Origin of the sequence: Rhizocola hellebori (assembly GCF_016862955.1) — a bacterium.
In the GTDB taxonomy this organism is placed as follows: domain Bacteria; phylum Actinomycetota; class Actinomycetes; order Mycobacteriales; family Micromonosporaceae; genus Rhizocola; species Rhizocola hellebori.
The window spans coordinates 23,427-44,269 of record NZ_BONY01000066.1 but is presented as its reverse complement, the minus strand read 5'-3'; the positions used below and the strand labels follow the sequence as shown (position 1 = coordinate 44,269).

The 20,843-nt window shown below is 67.2% G+C and carries 19 protein-coding genes; 12 read left to right on the top strand and 7 right to left on the bottom strand.

Annotated elements, in window-relative coordinates; genetic code table 11:
* Positions 1–4 precede the first annotated feature (4 nt).
* The 6 genes from Rhe02_RS36900 (at position 5) to Rhe02_RS36875 (ending at position 4,020) form a co-directional block, all read left to right on the top strand.
* On the top strand, positions 5–448 hold the full coding sequence (locus tag Rhe02_RS36900; protein ID WP_203913106.1) for a YbaB/EbfC family nucleoid-associated protein: 444 nt from the start codon (positions 5–7) through the stop codon (positions 446–448).
* Complete coding sequence (locus tag Rhe02_RS36895) at positions 445–789, top strand: WXG100 family type VII secretion target (protein WP_203913105.1); 345 nt, start codon at positions 445–447, stop codon at positions 787–789. The genes Rhe02_RS36900 and Rhe02_RS36895 overlap by 4 nt, the downstream gene beginning before the upstream one ends.
* Positions 790–803: 14 nt before the next feature.
* Positions 804–1,298 carry a WXG100-like domain-containing protein gene (locus tag Rhe02_RS36890; protein WP_203913104.1) on the top strand — a complete coding sequence of 165 codons (495 nt, stop codon included), beginning with the start codon at positions 804–806 and terminating at the stop codon, positions 1,296–1,298.
* On the top strand, positions 1,291–1,806 hold the full coding sequence (locus tag Rhe02_RS36885; RefSeq protein ID WP_203913103.1) for a hypothetical protein: 516 nt from the start codon (positions 1,291–1,293) through the stop codon (positions 1,804–1,806). Before Rhe02_RS36890 ends, Rhe02_RS36885 begins: the two co-directional genes overlap by 8 nt.
* Positions 1,806–2,114 (top strand): hypothetical protein, encoded by a 309-nt coding sequence (locus Rhe02_RS36880; RefSeq protein WP_203913102.1) that lies wholly within the window; start codon positions 1,806–1,808, stop codon positions 2,112–2,114. Before Rhe02_RS36885 ends, Rhe02_RS36880 begins: the two co-directional genes overlap by 1 nt.
* A 61-nt stretch (positions 2,115–2,175) precedes the next feature.
* Entirely contained in the window at positions 2,176–4,020 is a 1,845-nt protein-coding gene (locus tag Rhe02_RS36875) for a glycoside hydrolase family 76 protein (RefSeq protein ID WP_203913101.1), read from the top strand.
* Between the two features lie 99 nt (positions 4,021–4,119).
* Here Rhe02_RS36875 and Rhe02_RS36870 read toward each other — a convergent pair whose 3' ends face one another.
* The gene (locus Rhe02_RS36870; RefSeq protein ID WP_239124289.1) at positions 4,120–4,956 is read right to left on the bottom strand and encodes an SDR family oxidoreductase; all 837 of its coding nucleotides are present in this window, start codon (positions 4,954–4,956) and stop codon (positions 4,120–4,122) included.
* Positions 4,953–5,297, bottom strand: a complete 345-nt coding sequence (locus tag Rhe02_RS36865; protein ID WP_203913100.1) for an RDD family protein — start codon at positions 5,295–5,297, stop codon at positions 4,953–4,955. The genes Rhe02_RS36870 and Rhe02_RS36865 overlap by 4 nt, the downstream gene beginning before the upstream one ends.
* 163 nt (positions 5,298–5,460) lie before the next feature.
* Between Rhe02_RS36865 and glnA the strand changes: the two genes are divergently transcribed.
* The 5 genes from glnA (at position 5,461) to Rhe02_RS36840 (ending at position 13,697) form a co-directional block, all read left to right on the top strand.
* Complete coding sequence (gene glnA, locus Rhe02_RS36860) at positions 5,461–6,894, top strand: type I glutamate--ammonia ligase (RefSeq protein ID WP_203913099.1); 1,434 nt, start codon at positions 5,461–5,463, stop codon at positions 6,892–6,894.
* An 83-nt stretch (positions 6,895–6,977) separates the two neighbouring features.
* Positions 6,978–7,652, top strand: coding sequence for a hypothetical protein (locus Rhe02_RS36855; protein WP_203913098.1), 675 nt, complete (start codon positions 6,978–6,980; stop codon positions 7,650–7,652).
* Between the two features lie 151 nt (positions 7,653–7,803).
* The gene (locus tag Rhe02_RS36850; protein ID WP_203913097.1) at positions 7,804–8,196 is read left to right on the top strand and encodes a hypothetical protein; all 393 of its coding nucleotides are present in this window, start codon (positions 7,804–7,806) and stop codon (positions 8,194–8,196) included.
* Between the two features lie 69 nt (positions 8,197–8,265).
* Positions 8,266–11,187, top strand: coding sequence for a VWD domain-containing protein (locus Rhe02_RS36845; protein ID WP_203913096.1), 2,922 nt, complete (start codon positions 8,266–8,268; stop codon positions 11,185–11,187).
* A gap of 122 nt (positions 11,188–11,309) precedes the next feature.
* Positions 11,310–13,697 carry a penicillin acylase family protein gene (locus Rhe02_RS36840; RefSeq protein WP_203913115.1) on the top strand — a complete coding sequence of 796 codons (2,388 nt, stop codon included), beginning with the start codon at positions 11,310–11,312 and terminating at the stop codon, positions 13,695–13,697.
* On the opposite strand, the gene Rhe02_RS36835 is transcribed toward Rhe02_RS36840, so the two are convergent.
* The 5 genes from Rhe02_RS36835 to Rhe02_RS36815 all read right to left on the bottom strand — a co-directional run bounded on the left by Rhe02_RS36835 (position 13,681) and on the right by Rhe02_RS36815 (position 19,895).
* The gene (locus Rhe02_RS36835) at positions 13,681–14,469 is read right to left on the bottom strand and encodes a metallophosphoesterase (RefSeq protein WP_203913095.1); all 789 of its coding nucleotides are present in this window, start codon (positions 14,467–14,469) and stop codon (positions 13,681–13,683) included. The two genes, Rhe02_RS36840 and Rhe02_RS36835, sit on opposite strands and share 17 nt — an antisense overlap.
* A 9-nt stretch (positions 14,470–14,478) precedes the next feature.
* The gene (locus Rhe02_RS36830; RefSeq protein WP_203913094.1) at positions 14,479–17,424 is read right to left on the bottom strand and encodes a bifunctional [glutamine synthetase] adenylyltransferase/[glutamine synthetase]-adenylyl-L-tyrosine phosphorylase; all 2,946 of its coding nucleotides are present in this window, start codon (positions 17,422–17,424) and stop codon (positions 14,479–14,481) included.
* Between the two features lie 5 nt (positions 17,425–17,429).
* On the bottom strand, positions 17,430–17,693 hold the full coding sequence (locus tag Rhe02_RS36825) for a DUF1876 domain-containing protein (RefSeq protein ID WP_203913093.1): 264 nt from the start codon (positions 17,691–17,693) through the stop codon (positions 17,430–17,432).
* Positions 17,694–17,697: 4 nt separating this feature from the next.
* Entirely contained in the window at positions 17,698–18,438 is a 741-nt protein-coding gene (locus Rhe02_RS36820; RefSeq protein ID WP_203913092.1) for a type 1 glutamine amidotransferase, read from the bottom strand.
* A gap of 515 nt (positions 18,439–18,953) precedes the next feature.
* On the bottom strand, positions 18,954–19,895 hold the full coding sequence (locus Rhe02_RS36815) for an endonuclease/exonuclease/phosphatase family protein (protein WP_203913091.1): 942 nt from the start codon (positions 19,893–19,895) through the stop codon (positions 18,954–18,956).
* A 39-nt stretch (positions 19,896–19,934) separates the two neighbouring features.
* Here Rhe02_RS36815 and Rhe02_RS36810 point away from each other — a divergent pair, with 39 nt between their 5' ends.
* Positions 19,935–20,837, top strand: coding sequence for a S66 peptidase family protein (locus tag Rhe02_RS36810; RefSeq protein ID WP_203913090.1), 903 nt, complete (start codon positions 19,935–19,937; stop codon positions 20,835–20,837).
* The last annotated feature ends 6 nt before the right edge of the window (positions 20,838–20,843 follow it).

Below are 20,843 nucleotides of genomic sequence, written 5' to 3'. Positions count from 1 at the left end.
CGGGGTGTCCGGTTTAAACGATGCGGGGCGCGAGCTTGCTGACATGTTGGAGGCGATGCGCAGCCAGCTAGGCGCACTGCAGCCCCAACGTGATCAGTTGGAGGCTCGCGGAGAGGATCCGCGTACCGACGGAATTGGCTCTGATAGCGAGGGGCTCGTCAAGGCGAAAATGGGCGCCGACGGCCGGCTGACCGAGCTGGTGCTCGATGATCGCACGTCGGTGATGCCGCGGGCGGAGTTGCAGCGGGCCATCATCGAGGCCGTGAACGCGGCCTGGGCGATCGGGCGCGGCGCCGACCCGCAGGACGCCGCGGTCGCCAACATCGACCCGGAAGCGTTGCAGCGCAACCTGATGGAGATGCAAGACCAGGCCATGCGATCGATGAATCAGATCACCGATGGCCTGCTTGACGCGATGCGCCAGATTCACAGCTCGGTGAAGCGATGAGCACCCCGATCGACGTCGATCCGGCCTCACTGCGCCGCGTCGACCAGGACCTGGGCGACCTGCTCCAGCGCGCCATCACCGACCTGCAGAATTTTGACGCCGAGCTGACCGCGCAAGGTGAGCCGTGGGGCGACGACGACATCGGCTCGGTGATCGGCGAAGTCTACAAAGGCGTCTATGCCATGGCGATGAACTGCTTCAACACCAACCTCGACGCCATCGACGACCTCGGTGAGCGGCTGTCCATCACCGCCGATGGCTACGAGGTCACCGATGAGCAGGCCGCCGAAGACATGCAGCAGGTCCAGCAGATCGCCTCGTCGATCAACCTTCCCCTGTAAGCGGAGGATCCCCTATGGGAATGCAGCTGCCTGGTGAGCTGATCAGTGTGCTCTCGATGCTTGGCTACACCTGGCCCAAGGCCGATGAGGAGAAGCTCTACGAGCTGTCCCAGTCGTGGATGACTTTCTCGGGCGTGCTGCGCACGCATGTCTCCGACGCCGACGCGGCCGCCGCGGTGGCCTGGCAGGGCAACTTCGCTGACACCATCACGGCTTTCCAGACCAAATGGCAGGCCGACACCAGCCCGTCGGCCCGGCTGGCCAACAGCGCGACCGGAGCGCAGATCGTCGGGGCCGCGCTCATGGTGGCCGCCGGAATCGTGCTGGCCCTGAAGATTTCGGTGATAACCCAGCTCATCATCCTGGCCGTCCAGATCGCCCAGGCCATCGCTACAGCGGTGGTCACCTTCGGCGCCTCGCTGCTGGAGATCCCCATCTTCAAGATGATCACAGGGGCGATCGTCGACAAGCTCATCGATCTCGCCCTCAACGCGGTCCTCAATGGGTAGGCGCGGGCCGGGCAAGAAGCACATTCCCGGTGCCGTGGCCAGAGGCATCGCCAGGCCCGCGGGCGAGGTGTTCGAGAACGCCGACGAGGTGGTCGATGACGTCGCCAGGCACGTCGACCTGCCGAGGGGCTCGGCCCGGCCCGGCGCGGCCAGGATTGACCCGAGCATGCACCACGCGCGGCCACCGGAGCAGCACACGGCGGCCCGGCTGACCGATGACCCCCGTTTCGACGGCCGCACCTTCCACGGCGAGCCGCCGCCCGACCCGGGCCACGACTGGCACGACGACCTGGGCCGCACCTATGACGCGCTCGGCGACGGCTCGAAGTCGCAATACTTCCGCGCCGACCAGTTCACCAGGTCGATCGACAGTCACCTGCTCAAGAGCAACGACTTCACCGTCATCGACATGACCGGCTACACGCCCGACCAGATTGCCGCCGTCACCGCACACCTAGACTCGCTTCCGGCCGATAAACTGGCCAAGGTCGTCAGAGTAGGGTTCTAATGCTGTCAATCACGTTCGACACCCAAGCTGAGTGGTGGGTCCCCAGCAAGACGTTCAGGCGTCTGTTCCAAGCCGCCCTCGACGCCGGCGATGTGCCCGCGAACCTCGAAGAGTGGATGCATATCGCCGACGCCAACGGCGGTCTGGACCTGTCCATCGTCGAGCCCGCGGTCTCCGGCGCGCTGGTGAGCGGGTTGCGCAAAGCCGCAACCCGTGACGTGGCGCGCTACGGCGACGATCCGGTCACCACCGACGACGGCGACTACGCGCTCGCGTTACGCAAATTCCTCGACGCCACCCAGCCTTAGCGCCAGCTCCTGACTCTTAGGATTGTTGACAGTCGGCGGCATAATATTCATGCTGGTCGTTATGAGGAGTCTTGGGATCCCGCTCGTCGTGCTCTCCTTCGCCATGGTGGCCCCGCCGGCGATCGGGCCGTTGGCGGCGAGTGTGTGCGCGGTCTACTGCGACACTCGCGATCCGTCGCTGGCGCGTGAGGAGACCTTTCCGGTGGCGGAGAAGGTGGTCAACGGCAGGCGAATCGTGCTGCACGTGTCCAATGTGGATGGAATGGCGTGGGGCAGCATCGACAACGGGACCCTCGGCAACTCGATCTGGCTCGACCGGTCGTGGGACGGGGGGCCGAGCTGGGATGGCTTGCTGGGCAAGGCAAGCATCCCGGGCACGTGGACCGGGACCCGGACGCTCATGTACAACATCTACGATCCGTCGAACCATCGCCGCGGGGTGGTCCGCGCGTGCGGTGACGCGGGTGGGATCGCTTGCACCGATTGGGTTCACGCTCGCGTCTGCGCGGCCACGCTTTGCGATGGGCTCAATGCGGCTTCTGCGGTCGGCGACTCTCAGCCGGTACCCGAAGCGGGAATTAGCAATCGAAGGATAGGGCTGCATTTCGACAACCGGGGGCTCGCCTGGGGGACGCTGGCCAACGGCCGGGCCGGCGACGAGGTGTGGCTGGATCGCTCGTGGGACAACGGGGTTTCCTGGCCCGGCGGCTCATCGCTGGGGCGGGTTTCGGTGCCCGCAGGCGCCACGTCGACCCGCACCACCATGTTCCACAGCCGCGACACGCGTGGCTTGCTTTACGCGGGCGCGGTGCGCGCGTGCGGCCGGGCGGTCGAGGGGCAGAGCGGCAGCTGCACCGCCTGGGCCCGCCCGGCGAACAACCGCGCCGATGCCGTGGCGGCCTCGCTGATGTGGGCCTACCAGCCGGACACCGCGTGGTGGCTGTCGAGCTGGTGGAACTCGGCGGTCGCGGTGCACACGGTGATCGATTACACCAGGCGCACGGGAAAGACCGACTATCTCTGGGTTGTGGATCGCACTTTTGAGGTGAACAAAGGCGTCTTCCCCGCCGGAGTCAAGAGCAGCGACCCTATCGAGGGTCACTTCATCAGCCGCGCCATCGACGACACCGAATGGTGGGCGCTCGCCTGGATAGCGGCCTACGATCTGACCGGCAACGCCAAGTACCTCACCGAAGCGGTCACCATCGCCAATTACGTCAACGGTTTCTGGGACACCTCGCGCTGCGGCGGCGGGGTCTGGTGGGATCGCGAGCGCACCTACAAGAACGCGGTCACCAACGGCCTGTGGGTGCGGCTCACCGCTGCGCTGCACAATCGGCTCGCTGGAGACACATTGTGGCTCAATCGCGCGACAACGAGCTGGAACTGGTTCAATGCCAGCGGCATGATCAATTCGGCTGGGCTCGTCAACGACGGCATCAACGCGGCCTGCCAGAACAACGGGCAGACCGTCTGGACCTACAACCAAGGGCTCGCTTTCGGTGCGGCGCTTGAGGTTTGGCGCGCCACCGGCACCGCGCAGACGCTGACCCGGGCCCGCCAGCTGGCCGACGCGGCGATCGGCTCGCCGCTGTTGGCGCCCAACGGGTTGCTGACCGAGTCGTGCGACAGCCTCACCGCCAGTTGCGACGACAATCAAAAGCAATTCAAGGGCGTTTTTATGCGGTACCTGATGGAGCTGGCCGACACCACAGCAGCGTTGCCCTATCGGGCTTTCGCCACGACCCAATCCGACCGCATCTGGCTCTCCGGGCGCGACTCGCTCAACCGGATCGGCCAGCGCTGGTCGGGCCAGACCTCGGCCACCAACCCCAACGTGCGCGACTGGCGCACCCAAGCCAGCGCCCTGAGCGCGATCCTGGCGGCCTTGCCGGCACCCGCATAACCAGCCCCGGCCGCCCAGCGCAGCGCTGCACGGCCACTGATGGCTGCTTTCAGAAGCCGCCGCACACTGCTGCGCTGCACGGCCTTCGCTGGGTGTCTGTCAGAAGCCGCCGTCGCTGTGGAGGAGCTGGCCGTTGATCCAGCCGCCTTCCGGCGAGCACAGGAAGGCCACCAGGTTCGCGCAGTCGACTGGTTGACCCAGCCGGCCCAGCGGGGTGGCCCGCTTGACCGAATCGGCTAGCTCGGGGCTCATCCAGCCGGTGTCGGTGGGGCCGGGGTTGATGACGTTCGCGGTGATCCCGAGTTGGCTCAGTTCTTTGGCCGCGGCGAGCGTGATGCGGTCGAGTGCCCCCTTGCTCGCGCCGTAGGGCAGGTTTTCCACGGTGGCGTCGCTTGTCAGGGCGAGGATGCGCCCGCTGCCGTGTGGCGAGGCGAAGCGTTGCGCGAACTCGCGGATCAGCAGCCAGCTGGCGCGGGCGTTGACTGCGAAGTGACGGTCGAAACTGTCCACTGTGGTGGTGAGCAGGCCCGAGTCGACCGACTCGCAATGCGCCAGCACCAGAGCCTGAACCGGGCCCAGCACCGCCCAGACCCCGTCGAAGATGGCCGTCGGCGTGGCGAGGTCTTCCAGGTTCGCCTGGATGGAGTGGCTGCGGCCACCGAGCTCCTCGACCTTCTTCGACACCTGGGCCGCGGTCTCGGAGTCGGTGCCCCAAGGCATCCGGCCGTCGTAGGGCCGCCAATAGGTGAACCCCACGTCCCAACCGGTGGCCGCCAAGCGCTCGGCGATGGCCGCGCCGATGCCGGCCCGCCGGCCGACGCCCGTCACGAGGGCCACCGGGCGCGTGCTGGCCTGGCCTGGCACCGTCATCGGTTCGCCGGATTCCGTCGGCTCGGTCACTTGCGTCTGCTCGATCACTTGCGTCGGCTCGGTCATGCGGTCGGCTGCGCGGCGAGAGTGCGAAGCGCTGTGCCGGCTAGGCGATCGTGCCAGCCGAACAGTGCCGGGATCACCAGCGCCACACCCATGGCGCGGACGAAGGCGCGGGGAATGCCGACCGGCCGTTCGGCCTGGGCATCAAGGCAGGTGAACCTCGCCAGACGCATGCCGGGAGTCTGCCCGAACAACCCGATGAAGAAGGTGTACTCGAAGATCAGCACGAGCCAGGGCGCCCAGCCATCAACCATGGGATGGGCGAAAATGCCCGAAACAAGCACACAAAGGAGCCAATCAAGCAACAACGCACCGAATCGGCGGGCTAGAGTCGGAGAGGTCACCCGGAGAGCTTAGCCACCCGGCGACGTAACACGGCTGAAACAGAGGCGACATGACCGGGCAACCGGGCAGTTCTACCGTCGCCCGCAAGATACAGCGGCAAAAGGCGCTCCGCACCTGCGCCGCTGGCAGCCAATCGAAGATACAAAATGCCAGGAGGACGTGTTGTTCGCCAATTCCGAGGAGCTCCTTCAGTACCTCAGGACCGAGGGCGTGAAGTTTGTCGACGTCCGTTTCTGTGATCTGCCCGGCGTGATGCAGTTCTTCACAGTGCCAGTGGAGTCCTTCGACGCCAAGGTGTTCAGCGAGGGCCTTGCCTTCGACGGGTCGTCGATCCGCGGCTTCCAGGCGATCCACGAGTCGGACATGTTGCTGCTGCCGGACGCCTCGACTGCGTTCATCGACCCATTCCGGGCGCAGAAGACGCTGGCGCTGAACTTCTTCATCCACGACCCGTTCACCCGCGAGGCCTACTCGCGTGACCCGCGCAACGTCGCCAAGAAGGCCGAGGCCTACCTGGCCTCCAGCGGCATCGCGGACACCGCCTACTTCGGCGCCGAGGCCGAGTTCTACATCTTCGACTCGATCCGCCACTCCACGAGCGCCAACGAGGGCTTCTACCACATCGACTCGATCGAGGGTGCGTGGAACAGCGGCCGCAACGCGGAGAGCGACGGCTCGGCCAACCGCGGCTACAAGCCGGGCTACAAGGGCGGCTACTTCCCGGTCGCGCCGACCGACCACTACGCCGACCTGCGCGACCAGATGGTCAGCAACCTGGTGTCGCTCGGGTTCACCGTTGAGCGCGCGCACCACGAGGTCGGCACCGCCGGCCAGGCTGAGATCAACTACAAGTTCGGCACGCTGCTCGCCGCCGGCGATGACATGCAGCTGTTCAAGTACACGGTGAAGAACACGGCATGGCAGGCCGGCAAGACCGCGACCTTCATGCCCAAGCCGCTGTTCGGCGACAACGGCTCCGGCATGCACACCCACCAGAGTCTCTGGCTGGGCGGCGAGCCGCTGTTCTACGACGAGACCGGCTACGGTGGCCTGTCGGACACGGCCCGCTGGTACATCGGCGGTCTGCTGCACCACGCGCCGTCGCTGCTCGCCTTCACCAACCCGACGGTCAACTCCTACCGCCGTCTGGTCCCCGGTTTCGAGGCCCCGGTGAACCTGGTCTACTCGCAGCGCAACCGCTCCGCGTGCACCCGGATCCCGGTGACCGGCACCAACCCGAAGGCCAAGCGCATCGAGTTCCGCTGCCCCGACCCGTCCAGCAACCCGTACCTCGCGTTCTCGGCGATGCTGATGGCCGGTCTCGACGGCATCAAGAACAAGATCGAGCCCCCGGCGCCGGTCGACAAGGACCTCTACGACCTCCCGCCGGAGGAGGCGGCCCAGGTCACCCAGGTCCCCGGCTCGCTGCCGGCCGTGCTCGCCGGTCTGGAGGCCGACCACGACTACCTGCTCGCAGGCGGCGTGTTCACCCAGGACCTGATCGACACGTGGGTCGACTACAAGCGTTCCGCGGAGATCGCGCCCATCGCGCTGCGCCCGACGCCGCACGAGTTCGCGCTCTACTTCGACGTGTAAGCCTGATCTAAAAACGGCGGTCGCGCCCGGCTTTTGCCGACGCGGCCGCCGTTTCGTTTGACCGGAACCGCTACCCTGCGCGGGTGGATCTCGGGGACGTCATCGTTCAGCTGGCCCTAATGGCGCTCACGGTTTGGCTGGGTTTCGGCTGGCGTCGGCTGCCCCGGGTCTGGGCAGGGCACGACACGTTTACCGGCGGGATGACGGTCAAGCGCATCTACTCGATTCATGATCGAAGTTACCTGACCGGTTTGCTGCCAATGACTTTCGCGCTGGCCGCCTTTCTGCTGTCCTATGCGGACCTGCGATGGTGGCACTGGCCGTGGCTCTCGCCGGTATACGGCCTGTTGGGATTGTTGGTGCTGCCACTGATCGCCCTGCAGTGGTACGTCAACTTCTTCAACCGCCCGAAGTTTCTGATCCCGCCCGTGCACCGGCACCGCCCGGGGTCGGACGCAGAGTTCCAAGAGGCGGTGGAGCGACCGCACGCGTTGCGCCGGGCGCGCGAGGAACAGCGCATTCGCGATGGAGTTCCCGCCGACATGCATCTGATCGTGCTGAGCCTGTCGCAGGTCGGCTCGGAGATGACGCTGCACGCCGCGTGCGAGGACTGCCGGTGGTCCGCATCTTCGGTCGTGGACAGCCTCACTCATCGCGAGAAGCGAATTCGGGCCCACGCGGCCACGCATTCGCCGTATATCAAGTGGGATCCGCTGGATCCGATCTTCCATGATCTAAAACGCCACAAACCCCGGTAACGGGTTTCGTCGACTGACACCGATCTGAAACCGGGCCTGAATACCGTCTGCCTCCCGGCGAACGAAAGGGAGGAAGATGCAAGCAAAGTCAGGGCTCCGGAGGATGCTCGGCCATATCGCGCTTGTCATCGGGGTTGTTCTCGGAGGCCAAGTGTTCGTGAGCGCGCCCGCCCAGGCCTCAGATTGCACATTCGGCATCTGCGGTGTGGTCTACAACAGCACCACTACCGGCACGGAGGTGGTCGCAGCGTCTTTGGACTACACCGGCGGGACGTGTGCACCCTACGGCAACTGCGGCACCTGTGCGGTGCCGCCCGGTCAGAATTCAAGGCGAGCCGCGTGTGCGGCGGTATTCGCGGACGCTGATGTGTTCACGTTCCAGTTCCACTCGTACAAGGTCTACGCCTGGGTCTGCAACAAGGTTTGCGCCCGTGGCTCTCTGTTGGCTTCGAAGGGTGCGAACCAGTATTTCAAAATCAGCTCGACCGACTCGGCGATCTGTTACTACAAGTCGACGGAAGGCTATTACTGCCACGTCAACTAGCGAGGGCGGCATCGACAAGTAGGCGACAGATGAGGGCTTCGCCGTTGCGGGGCCCTCTACCGTGCACCCATGTTGGGCCACCTCCTGCTTGCTGCGCTTTATGCGCTGCCCGTGCCGGCGCAGTCCGGATTGGACGTTAAAGTCCGTGCTACCGATCCAGCCAAGCCGGTGGTGGTGCTGACGAACTCCGGCGACCAGCCATGCCAGGTGGTCGCCGGATCGGGGCTCGGGACGGTGGCCTTCACCAGCGTGGTGCAGGACGGGAAGGCGATCGAGCCGCTGCCGATCGAGGTGTCCTTTCCCGATGGGCTGGAGTTGCTGCTGACCGGCCGGCTCAAGACTTTGGAGCCGGGTAAGTCGGCCGAGATCGCGCTGTCGACCATCAAGGGTGGCCCGACCGGGCTGGCGCTGGAGATGGTCACCTGGTCGCAAGAGGCCCGGACATATGGCGCGCTCTACCCGATCGTGGAGGGCAAACCGCTGGTCCTGGAGCTGACCTACAGCGCGCCGGTCAGCGGGGACGGAAAGGTCCCGGTTTGCGCCGCCGCGACGAGCAAAGGCTCGGTCGGCGACGACGACGCGGGCACTGAACGTCCTAAGTGGATTGTCTATGCCGCGCTCGGTGGCGGGCTGGTGGTTCTGCTCGGGCTGCTGGTGGTCATCTTCCTGCTGCGCCGGCGCAAGCGGCGCGCCGCGGCCACGGTGGCCATGCTTATCGTTGCGGCCCTTGGCATCAGCACCCAGGAACGTCCGGCCTACGCCACGATCACCAATGTTGACCCGAGCACTCAGGCCGCCTTCGACAACTGTATGGGCGTGTTGCATCAGCCGGGCAACGATCCGGCCGGAATCCTGCCCGCGCTTGAGGCCGCGGGCGTGAGCGTGACCGTGCAGCGGCCCGACAACCCGGGCGACACCCATGAGGGCGCCTTGAACGCGAACACCATCTTCATCTTCTGGGATCCCGACGACACCCACCGGTACTTCGGCTCGGGCGGCAACGCCGATCCGTGCAGCGCGCTGTATCACGAGCTGCACCATGGCTGGCAACACAATCAGGGCACCTACAGCATGAGCCCGTGCGCGACTTCCGACGCCGGTGGGCGCACCCTGCCACGTACCGAAGTCGAGGCGACCCACGCCCAGAACGCCCTGCGGGAGCGGCTCGGGCTGCCGCAGCGTGACCACTACGGCGACATCCCGCTGCCCGCTGACTGCCAGCCGCCCCAACCGCCGGCCCACTGCGAGGGGGCGAGCTGTGCCGACAGCAACGGCGACCCGCATCTGCTGACCTACGACAACAAGCGTTACGACTTCCAGGCGGTCGGCGAGTTCGTGCTGTCCCGGGAAAGCTCTGGCGGGTACCAAATCCAAGTCCGCCAGCAACCGGCCGCAGACTCGCGGGTGGTGGCGCTCAACACCGCGGTCGCGATGCGGGTGGGCCAGGAGAAGGTGGAGCTGCGGATGGGCCCGGAAGGCTTGGTGCTCCTGGTCGGCGGGCAGGCCAAGAAGCTGGGCAACACGAAGCTGGCCGCCGGTGAGGTCGTGGCGACCAAGGACAAGGTCGAGGTGGCGTGGGAGAACAAGGGGCCCAAGGTTTTCGTGCGCCCGATCGGCCGGTGGGGTCTGCACATCGCGCTGCAGCCGGCACCGGCTCAGGCGGGAAAGCTGGAAGGGCTGCTCGGCGACTACGACGGCAACTCGAAGAACGACATCAAGCCCAAAGGCGGATCGCCCATTGCCGAGCCAACTTTTAGCGCGCTCTATCCGTCCTATGCCGACAGTTGGCGCATCGACGCCAAGGAGTCGTTGTTCACCTATGAGGCGGGCCAGAGCACCGACTCGTTCACCGACCGAAAGTTCCCCGAGCGGGAGATCAAGGTCGAGTCGCTGCCGGGCCGGGCGGTGGCCGAGGCGCTGTGCCGCAGGCTGGGCGTGACCGACCCGCTGCTGCTGACGGGCTGCATCATCGATGTGGCGATGACCGGCCAGGCCGATTTCGCGGCGGCGCTGGCGTCGGGTCAGTTCTTCTCCGGCGGCCCCGACTTCGGTGGAATCCCGTTCACGGTGCGGCTGGAAAAGCAGGGCGACACGGCGACGGTGGAGTTCGACGGGACATCCGGCCAGCAGGTTTTCATCGATGTCCCCGGGGCCACCTTGGCGAACAACTGCGGGGTTCTGACGCTGATCGCGCCGGACGGCAAGGAACTGCGCGACGGGTGCATCATCAACGGAGTCGGGCACATCGACTCGACCACCCTGCCGGCCACCGGCAAGTACAAGGTGACTGTGGAGGCGCGCACCGGCCCCGGCGAGGCTCGGCTGCGGGTCATCACCATCAAGGACGTGACCGGCACGCTCAAGCCCGACGGGCCGCCGATCGTCGTGAAGATCGACAAGCCGGGCGTGGTGGGCCGGTTCACCTTCGCGGGCAAGAGGGACCAGAAGGTCTTCCTACAGGTGACCCGGGCGTCGCTGGACAACGAGTGCGGGCTGCTCGCGCTGCGCAAACCCGATGGTGGTGAGATCCGCAGCGGCTGCGTCATCAACGGCACCGGCGAGCTGGACGGCACCGTGCTGCCCGAGGACGGCAGCTACACCATCGAGCTCGACCCCAACGCCCGCGGCGTGGGCGAGGCCACCATCAGGCTGATCGACGCCATCGATCAGCACGGCACGCTCACCGTCAACGGGCCCGCGGTCACCGCGAAGATCCAGCAGGCGGGCGCGGAGGCTTTCTTCACCTTCTCCGGGGCAGCCGGGCAGCGCATCTTCATCGATGCGACCTCGTCCAGCCTGCCCAGCCAGTGTGGCCTGCTCGACCTGCGTGACCCGGTCGGCGGAGTCACCGTGAGCGGCTGCATCGTCAACGGCACCGGTGGCATCGCCGAGCGGGACGGCTACGTGCTGAAGCTGACCGGCACCTACACCCTCATCGTCGACCCGAACGGCGACGGCACCGGCCAGGCTGAAATAAAGTTACGAGGCTGAAGCAAAGCCGGGCGGACACTACCAGCGGGATCTGACCCGCTGGTAACCTGCCCGGCGTGAAGCCCTCCCCTCGCTTTTGGCGCATCCTGCGCAGAACCGCCTATTCGCTGCTCGGCATCGTGATGGTTTTCGTGCTCACGGTCGCCGGGCTCGGGTACAAGGCCGTGCGCGACGCGTTCCCCCAGCACGAGGGCACGCTGCAGGTGAAGGGCCTCAGCGCGCCGGTCACCGTGTACCGCGACCAGTGGGGCATCCCGCAGCTGTATGCGAAGACCGAAGCCGACCTGATGCGCGCCCAGGGGTACACCCACGCCCAGGACAGGTTCTGGGAGATGGACTTCCGCCGTCACGTCACCGCCGGGCGGGTTTCCGAGCTGTTCGGCGCGAGTCAGGTCGAGACCGACACCTACCTGCGCACGATGGGCTGGCGCCGGGTCTCCGAGCAGGAGTGGCCGCTGCTTTCCGAGCCGACCAAGGCGGCCCTGACCGCCTACGCCGAGGGCGTGAACGCGTGGCTCGACGAGCACCCCGAGGGCAACTCGCTGGAGTACAGCATCCTCGGCCTGCAGAACTCCGACTACGTGATCGAGAAGTGGCACCCCATCGACAGCCTGTCCTGGCTCAAGGCGATGGCCTGGGATCTGCGCGGCAACATGGAAGATGAGATCCGCCGGATGGCTCTGCTCGCCAAGGGGCTCACCAAGGCACAGGTGGACGAGCTCTACCCGGCCTACCCGTTTGACCGCAACGTTCCCATCGTCCCCGGCGCTCCGGTCGCGGCGGCTTCGGTGACACCGATGGATGTGCTGCCGGCCGCGTTCGGCGAAGGGCTGTCCACATTGGAGGCCAGTCTGGCCGCGCTGCCGGGGCTGATGGGCAACGCCGACGGCGACGGCATCGGCTCCAACTCGTGGGTCATCAGCGGCAAGCTCTCCGGCAGCGGCAAGCCGATCCTCGCCAACGACCCGCACCTTTCGCCCAGCCAGCCCGGTATCTGGTACCAGATAGGCCTGCACTGCGAATGTGGCCTGGACGTCGCCGGGTTCAGCTTCTCCGGGGTGCCCGGGGTCATCATCGGGCACAACGCCAAAATCGCCTGGGGCTTCACCAACCTCGGCCCCGACGTCATCGACATGTACGTCGAGGACCTGGCCACCGCGCAGCTGACCAGCCGCACCGAAACCATCAAGGTGGCGGGCGGGAAAGACGTGACCATCACCGTGCGCACGGGCAAACACGGCCCGATCCTGTCCGACGCGAGCGAAGACCTGCGCAAGCTAGGCGGCGGCAAGGGCATCGCCATCCGGTGGACGGCCCTGGATCCGGGCCGCACCGGTGACGCCATCATGGCCCTGAACAAAGCGGCCAACTGGCAGGACTTCCGAACGGCCGCTTCGCTTTTCGAGGTCCCGGCCCAGAACATGGTCTACGCGGACGTGGAAGGGAACATCGGCTACCAGTCGCCGGGCAAAATCCCGGTACGCGGCAAGGGCGACGGCCGCTACTTCGCCCCCGGCGACGACCCGGCCTACGACTGGACCGGCTACATCCCGTTCGAGGAGCTGCCGAGCGTCTACAACCCGCCGCAGGGCTACCTGGTGACCGCCAACCAGGCCGTGATCGGGCCGCAGTACCCGCATCTGCTCACCAACGACTGGAGCTACGGCTACCGAAGCCAGCGCCTCAACGACCTCATCTCCGCCAGTGGCACCTCGCTGACCGTGGACGACGTGCAGCGGATGCAGTTCGACAACAAGAACGGTTTCGCCCCGACGCTGGTTCCCCTGCTGACAGCCATAAAGCGGGAAGGTCTGTCCAAAGTGGAAAAGGAGGCCGACGGCCTGCTGCCCAAGTGGAACTTCATGCAGGGCGAGGACTCCCCCGCGGCCGCCTACTACAACGCGATCTGGCGTCAGTTGCTCCTGCTCACCTTCGATGAGCTGGGCAAGGAGTACGCGCCCAACGGCGGCGACCGCTGGTTCGAGGTGATGCGGGGTCTGCTCAGCAAGCCCGACTCGCCGTGGTGGGACGACCAGGCGACACCCGAGGTCGAGAAGCGCGACGACATGCTGGCCCGTGCCATGTCGGCTGCGGTCAAGGAGCTCTCAGATCTGCTGGGCGAGTCGGCGGGCGACTGGCGCTGGGGAGCCCTGCACACCTTGACGCCGACGCACGCGACTTTCGGCAAGTCGGGCATCGCGCCGATCGAGTGGCTGTTCAACCTTTCCGCGCAGGACACCGCCGGCGGCGCCTCCATCGTCAACGCCACCGGATGGAACGCGGGCAAGGGGTACGCGGTGGACGCGGTGCCATCAATGCGCATGATTGTCGATCTGGCCAATGTCAACGAGTCGCGGTGGATCCAGCTGACCGGAAACTCCGGACATCCCTTCCACCCCAACTATTCCGACCAGATGGAGCTGTGGCGCACCGGTCAGACCATCACGTTCCGCTTCGACCGCAAGTCGATCGAGGACGAGAAGACCCAGACGCTTACGCTGACGCCTTAGTTTCCAGCTCGATCGCGACGCACCGGGCTCCCAGGGCGAGCCCGGTGTCGGCCGACATCACCAGGTCTTCGGCGTAGAGCATGGGACCGTCCACAAGCGACGGTGAGATGCCGAAGGTCTCCGGAATGGTGGAGTGCCCGTGCACGATCTGCTTGCCACCCAGCACGGTCAGCAGGAAGCGCGCGTTGTTGACGCCCTGATCGCGGTCGAGGAAGTCGAAGCGGCGGAACAGCTGCCGCGTCTGGTAACCGAAGTGCTCGGGATCGCGCTTGAGCATCAGATCGTGGAAGGTCGTGTTGATCTCATCTAGGGTCTTGCCGAACTCCAGGTAAGCCATGGTGTCGGCGTGCAGGAGCAGATAGCCCTCGATGAGCACCACCGCGGGCAGATCGGCCAGCCAGCGGGCGCGGCTGTCGTCAAGCGCCTTCAAGTCGTGTTCCTGACCACCATTGAGTGCCCACACCTGGATGACGGATCTCACGTCGCTTACCGGTGAATCGGGAACATATTTGCTCCCATAGAGCAGCATGTCGTGGTTGCCCAGGACACATCCCACCTGTCCACCGACCTCAGCGGCCTCCTGCTGCAGGCGCCGCACCAGATCGATGACACCGATCCCGTCGGGGCCACGATCGGTGAGGTCACCGAGGAACCAGAGCTTCGACTCGCCACCGCACCAGCTGTCGTCGTGATCGATCAGACCCGCCGAGCGCAGCGCGGTCGTGGCCTGGGTGAGAAACCCATGCACGTCGCCGACCACATATAGCGCCACCGGGACACTCTAACTTAGGAAGTACCGCTCGACTGCGCCCCGGGCACGTCTCGTGACCTTGAGATAGTCGTCGAGGAACTCCCCCGGCTCCACCCCCGGCGCGATCAGGCGCGCGACGCCCGCCAGCTCGCGGCCGTGCCGGGGCAGCTGGTCGGAGGCGCGCCCCCGGATGAGGGTGAGCGCGTTGCGAACCTTCGAGCACAGCACCCAGGCTTCACTGAGCATCCTGGCGTCGGCCTCCTCCACCAGACCGGCCCGAAGCGCGGCACGAAGCACGAAAAGTGTCCGCGTCTGGCGCAGATCCGGGTGGGCGTGCCCGTGCCGCAGCTGCCACAGCTGCACGGTCCACTCCACATCGGCCAGTCCCCCGCGCCCGAGCTTGACGTGGGTCAGCGGATCAGCGCCGCGAGGTAGCCGCTCGTTTTCCACGCGCGCCTTGATCCGCCGGATCTCGGTGATCTGTTCGCGTTTCAAACCTTCTGGGGGGTACCGGACAGAGTCGGCCAATTTCACGAACTCTGCCCCGAGCGACTCCGACCCGGCCACCGGCCGCGCGCGAAGCAACGCCTGCGCCTCCCACACCTGCGACCACCGCGCGTAGTAGCGCTGGAAGGCGGCGATGCTGCGCACCAGCGGGCCTTGCCGGCCCTCGGGACGCAGGTCGGCGTCGACACCCAGCGGCGGGTCCGGGGCGGGCGCGGCCAGCAGCGTGCGCAGCTGCTCGGCGACAGCCAGCGCGGCAGCGTCGGTGCCGCCGTCGAAGACGAAAAGCACATCGGCGTCGGAGGGATAGCTCATCTCGGCCCCGCCGAGCCTGCCCATACCGATGATGGCGAAGCGCATATCCTCCGGGGCCTGCACCGCCGCGCGCGCCACCGTCAGCGCCGCGGCGAGCGTGGCGTCGGTCAGATCGCTGAGCGCCTGCCCCACCGCCGCCTTGCCACCCTCACTTGGCGGCACAGCGGCACTTTGGCCGGCCGCGCGGGCCGGCGCTGCGGCCTTGGCTGTGCCTCCCTTTGGCGGCACGGCTGCGGAGCCCTGTTGGGCCGGGAAGAGCGGGTCTGTGCTTACGTCGAGCAGCCCGAGCACATCCGCGGAACCTATGCGGAACAGCTCGCGGCGGCGCAGCGCCCGGATCGCGGCCACCGCGGCGGCCGGGTCGGTCTGCCGGGCGGCGGCGGCAGTCATACCGTCCACAAGGGACTGTGCCGTGCGTGGGCGCAGCTCGGCGTCATCGGCCAGCAGGCGCAATGCTTCCGGGTCGCGGGTGAGCAGATCGGTGAGGTAGCGGCCGCTGTCCAGGACCTGGGCCAGGCGCAGCGCCACCGGACCTTCGTCGCGCAACAGCCTTAGGTACCAAGGCGTCGTCCCCAAAGCTTCGGAGACCTGTCTATAGGCGAGCAGCGCCGCGTCCGGGTCCGGCGAGTCGGCGAATTCGGCCAGCAGCACCGGAAGCAGCGTGCGCTGGATCGCCGCTGTGCGCGACACACCGGCGGTCAGCGCCTCGATGTGGCGCAAGGCTCCCCGCGGATCGGCGAAGCCCAACAGCTCCAAGCGGCGCTGCGCCGCGTCGGGCCGCAGCGAGAGCCCGTCGGCGGGCACCTTGGCGACCGCGGCGAGCAGCGGCCGGTAGAGCAGCTTCGCGTGCAGCCGGCGCACCTCGGCCGCGTGGGCCACCCACACCGACCGGAACGAGGTCTCATTGAGCCCGAGCGCACGTGCCAGCCACCGCACCGCCGCCGGGGCGACCGGCACCGTGTGCGTGCGCAGCAACCGCTGCAACTGCAGGGCATGTTCGACGCGGCGCAGGAACCGATAGGCCTCCTCGAGCGCCTTGCCGTCCTGGCGGCCCACGTAGCCGCCCGCCACCAGCTCTCGCAAGGCGGTCAAAGTGTTGCCGGAGCGCAGATTGTCGTCGGCCCGGCCGTGCACAAGCTGCAGCAGCTGCACCGCGAACTCGATGTCACGCAACCCACCCGGCCCGCGTTTGATCTCCCGGTCCACCTCGTTCGGCGGGATCTGGTCGACGATTTTGCGGCGCATGCTGCGCACGTCCTCCACGGCCTCCGGCCGCTCCGCCGCGCGCCAGATCAGTGGCTGCAAACCGGCCAGCCAGGCCTTGCCCAGCCCGGCATCGCCGGCCACCGGGCGCGCCTTGAGCAGCGCCTGGAACTCCCAGGTGCGCGCCCAGCGCTGGTAATAGACCCGATGGCTGGTCAGGGTGCGCACCAGTGGGCCGCGCCCACCCTCGGGCCGCAACGCGGCGTCGACCGGCCACGCGACCTGGCCGCAGATCTCCATCAGCGCGGCGGCGACCCCGGTGCCGGTGGAGAGATCCTCGTCTTCGGCGGCCACGAAAATGACGTCGACGTCCGACACGTAGTTCAGCTCGGCCCCACCACATTTTCCCATGGCGATCACGGCAAGCCTTGGCGCGGAAGGGACCCGGGTCAGCGCCAGGCGGTAGGCAGCGCGCAGGGTGGCATCCGCGAGCGCGGTGATCTCCGTCATCACCGCCTCGATGTCGGCGTCGTCGGCCAGATCCCACGCCGCTATCCGCAGCAGGCCGCGCTGATATCCCGCTCGCAACGCGGCCACATCGGTCAGTCCACTGTGGACTTCGTACCGGGGCGGGATGGTGTGGGTGAGCGCCTGCCAGCCCTTGGCCACGGCCGCCAGCTGGTCACCGAGCGCGGACGAGGCGCCCAGGACGGTGAGCAGCCGGATGCGCAGGTCCTCCTTCCCGCCGATCTCGGCCAGCACCGACGGGTCACGCTCATAGAGGCGATGCAGCTGGCGCAGGGCCAGGTCGGGATCGGCGGCGCGGCCGATCTGCTCGAGGATAAGCGCGGCCTCCTCGTCCAGCGGCCGCTGCGATGCCAGGTCCCAAAGCGGCAGGTCCTGTGGACACGGCTGGGTGAGGCCGTACCTCGCGAGACGACCAATGCCTGCCACGCGGCCTACATTAATGGGTCGTCGCGGAGCACGTTCTTCTCAATCTCATCGGCCGCATAGTTGAGCAGCTCATGGGCGAGGCTGGACAGGGCCCGCGCCCCGGCCACCTCCTCGCCGATCGCCGGGACCGATCGATCCTCAGGATTACGCCGAGCCTGACCCAGACCGCGCAGCTCTTTGCGCCGCTCGTCGGGCGTGCGAAGGGTCGCGATGGCCTGCGTGTAGTCGGTGTCCTCAAGGAAGCTGAGCTCGATGTTCCACGTGGTCATACCCCTACAATAGGGGCAGACTGCGCCTTTCTCGCTCGGGTGACAGCTGACCGAGCGCGACCGCGGCGAACCGGTGCGCGAAAGGCCGCCAGACCTCTTCGACATCGCTCTGGACCGCGTCCACCTGCGCGATCAGATCATCGATGTCCTCCCACTTGGCGGCCCAGTCGGCAAACATCGCTGTGTCGGTCTCGATGTGAAACTGGGTGCCCCAGGCACAGTCGCCGATGCGAAATGCTTGGTGCGGATAGCGCGGCGAGGCGGCCATGAGCACGGCCCCGGCCGGCAGCTCGGTAATCTCGTCGTAGTGGTGCTGCACGACGTCCGGGGCGAAGGGCACCGGCCCGAAAAGCACATCGTCAGCGGCGGCATCGCGCTTGGCGACCAGTTTCGCCCCGACCTCCAGACCCGCCTCGGACAGCTCCACCCGGCCTCCGGTGGCCTGCGCCAGCAGCTGCCCACCAAGACAAATTCCCAGCGTGGGTACCTTCGCCTTGACCGCCTTGCGCAGCAGCGACTCCAGCCGCGGGAACCACGGCGCACCCGGGCTGCCATCGGGCTGCGGATAGGTGCTCTGCTCACCGCCGAGCACGATGAGTGCCACGTATCCTTCGAGCGTCTCGGGCAGCTCCTCACCCGTGTAAGGCCGGGCCACCACCAGCTCAAGCCCCGCCTCGGTCAGCCACCCACCCAGCCGCCGGATGTCGTCGGTCGGATCGTTCTCCACCACCAGTGCCCTATTCACGCACCCAAGGCTAACCAACCACCGAACCAGCCACCCACCACCACCGCCCCGCCTCACTTGCTGGCCGCTACCTACTCACTTCTCGTGGCACCTACATCTCTGCGTCAGGAGAGCGAGGCAAAGATGTAGATGCGACGAACCCGCCACGCCGCCCTCGCCACCCGCCACGCAGCTTCTGCCTCTGCTCCTGCCACCCCTGCCCGCCGCTCCCACGGCACCTACATCTCTGCGTTAGGAGAGTGAGGCAAAGATGTAGGTGCGACCGACCCGCCACCCCCGCCCCTCGCCACGCAGCTTCTGCTGTTGCCTTCCCCCGCCTGCTGCTCCCACCGCACCTACATCTCTGCGACAGGAGGGTGAGGCAAAGATGTAGGTGCGGCGGACCTGTCACCCCGACCTCGCCGCCTTGCGCCAATGGCTACACATGTACAACCATCGCCGAGCACATGGCGCCCCCTCAACGGCCAAATGGCCGCCGGCCGCGTAGGCGACCTGTCCGGGGGCGCGCGCAATTTTTACGGCAGCTGCAGGACTGCCAGGAGGGCTCGGTGGTCGCTGTCGGTGACCGGGAAGACGCGTACTTCGACCACGCCGATGCGGCGGTCGGCCAGCACTCGGTCGAGGGTCACCGGCGGGATGTTGTCGCCGTCGTAGGGGCCCCAGGTGCCGACCAGGCCTTGGCCGACCGTGGCGGCTGCATCGCGGTACCCAGAAGAAATTAGGTCTCTGAGCACTGAATGGTCGAGCGTGGCGTTGAAATCGCCGCCGAGTATCCGAAGTGGACCGTCGGGCGTGGCCCGCGGCTCGTCTGGAAAGTCGTCGCGCCACAGCTTGGTGGTCGCCGAGTCGAAGGGCGCCCGCGGATGGGCCGACTCAAGCAGCACGCCCGAGCCCGCAAGCTCGGCCGTGGCCTGCCAGAAGCCGCCCTTGTTCACCCGCACCCCCTCGGCTCGCAACGGCTGCCGCGAATAGATCCCGGAACCGATCACGCCGTCCATGGGATAGATAGCCTTATATGGCATCAGGGCATCGAGGCCTTCCGCTGCGGCCCGCGCCACGAAATCGGGGGTCAGCTCCTGAAGCAGGAGGACTTCGGCCTTCTGCTCGGTGACCAGGCGCACGATCTCCTCCGCGCTCGCCCGGCCGGCGAGCACGTTGGCGGTCAGCACGCGCAGCTGCGGGCCCCTGGCCCCGGCCAGCGGATCGCTGTCGGCGAGCCAGCGCGGCAGCACGCACGAGACCAGTGCCACCAACGCGACTGCGGCCACCACCGCCGCCGGCCATTGCCGTAGCAGCACGGCGACCACCAACGGGATCAGCGCCAGCGCCGCGACGTAGGGCGTGAAGGCGATGACCTGGGTGACCGGATATCGGACGTCCCAGCCCGCCAGCCGGATCGCGGCCCAGATCACGGCCGGAACGGTCAGCACCCATGCCAGCACCTGTCGCCACGCCATGTTCGGCACCCTATCGGTCGGCGCGATACCGTGCGGGGCATGATCCGCCCTTCACCCCTGCGCCCCGGTGACGCCGTCGCCCTGGTTTCCCCCTCCGGCCCTGTCCCCGCCGATCGGGTTGACGCGGCGATCGCCGTGATCACGAGCTGGGGGCTGGTGCCGCGGGTCTACCCGCACGTGCTTGAGCGGCACGGATACTTCGGCGGCACCGACCATCAGCGCCGGGGCGATCTGTCTGACGCGCTCCGCGACCCGCAGATCCGGGCGGTCTGGTGCACCCGTGGCGGCTACGGCATGCAACGGATCGTCGACGAGCTGGACCTGACCGCGGTCATCGCCGACCCGAAGCTGGTGATCGGCTTCTCCGACATCACGGCTCTCCACCTGGCGCTCTGGCGGCAGGCCCGGCTCGCCACCATCCATGGAGCGGTCGCCGCCCAGCTCGACAAGGGGGCGTCGTCGGTGACCGCGCTGGGTGTCAAGCGCGTGCTGATGACCTGCGAGCCGGTACGGATCGAGGCGGACCCGGCCGAGGGCACCCACTCGGTACGGGTCGCGGGCCGGGCCGACGGTCATCTGCTCGGGGGCAATCTGTCCCTACTCGCCGCAAGCGTTGGGACACCTGACTTTCCCGACCTGTCCGGCGCGATCCTGCTGATCGAGGACGTGGACGAGGCGCCCTACCGGGTCGACCGGATGCTCACCCACCTGTTGAGAGCCGGTGTGCTGCAAGGGCTGGCCGGTGTCGCGATAGGACAGTTCACCAACTGCGGGGAAGTTGCCGGGGTGATCGCCGAGCGGCTCGCCCCGCTGGGCCTGCCCCTGCTCGGCGGGTTGCCGATCGGCCACGGCGACCAGCACCTGGCCGTGCCGCTGGGCACATCGGCCACATTGGACGCCGACGCCGGCACCCTGCTGGTGGCTCCCGCCACCGCCGAGTGACCGGCG

Coding starts and splice junctions, on each gene's coding strand:
- Rhe02_RS36895 (WP_203913105.1), top strand. CDS start 445: ATGAGCACCCCGATCGACGTCGATCCGGCCTCACTGCGCCGCGTCGAC.
- Rhe02_RS36890 (WP_203913104.1), top strand. CDS start 804: ATGGGAATGCAGCTGCCTGGTGAGCTGATCAGTGTGCTCTCGATGCTT.
- Rhe02_RS36885 (WP_203913103.1), top strand. CDS start 1,291: ATGGGTAGGCGCGGGCCGGGCAAGAAGCACATTCCCGGTGCCGTGGCC.
- Rhe02_RS36880 (WP_203913102.1), top strand. CDS start 1,806: ATGCTGTCAATCACGTTCGACACCCAAGCTGAGTGGTGGGTCCCCAGC.
- Rhe02_RS36875 (WP_203913101.1), top strand. CDS start 2,176: ATGAGGAGTCTTGGGATCCCGCTCGTCGTGCTCTCCTTCGCCATGGTG.
- Rhe02_RS36870 (WP_239124289.1), bottom strand. CDS start 4,956: ATGACCGAGCCGACGCAAGTGATCGAGCAGACGCAAGTGACCGAGCCG.
- Rhe02_RS36845 (WP_203913096.1), top strand. CDS start 8,266: ATGTTGGGCCACCTCCTGCTTGCTGCGCTTTATGCGCTGCCCGTGCCG.
- Rhe02_RS36840 (WP_203913115.1), top strand. CDS start 11,310: ATGGTTTTCGTGCTCACGGTCGCCGGGCTCGGGTACAAGGCCGTGCGC.
- Rhe02_RS36825 (WP_203913093.1), bottom strand. CDS start 17,693: ATGACCACGTGGAACATCGAGCTCAGCTTCCTTGAGGACACCGACTAC.
- Rhe02_RS36815 (WP_203913091.1), bottom strand. CDS start 19,895: ATGGCGTGGCGACAGGTGCTGGCATGGGTGCTGACCGTTCCGGCCGTG.
- Rhe02_RS36810 (WP_203913090.1), top strand. CDS start 19,935: ATGATCCGCCCTTCACCCCTGCGCCCCGGTGACGCCGTCGCCCTGGTT.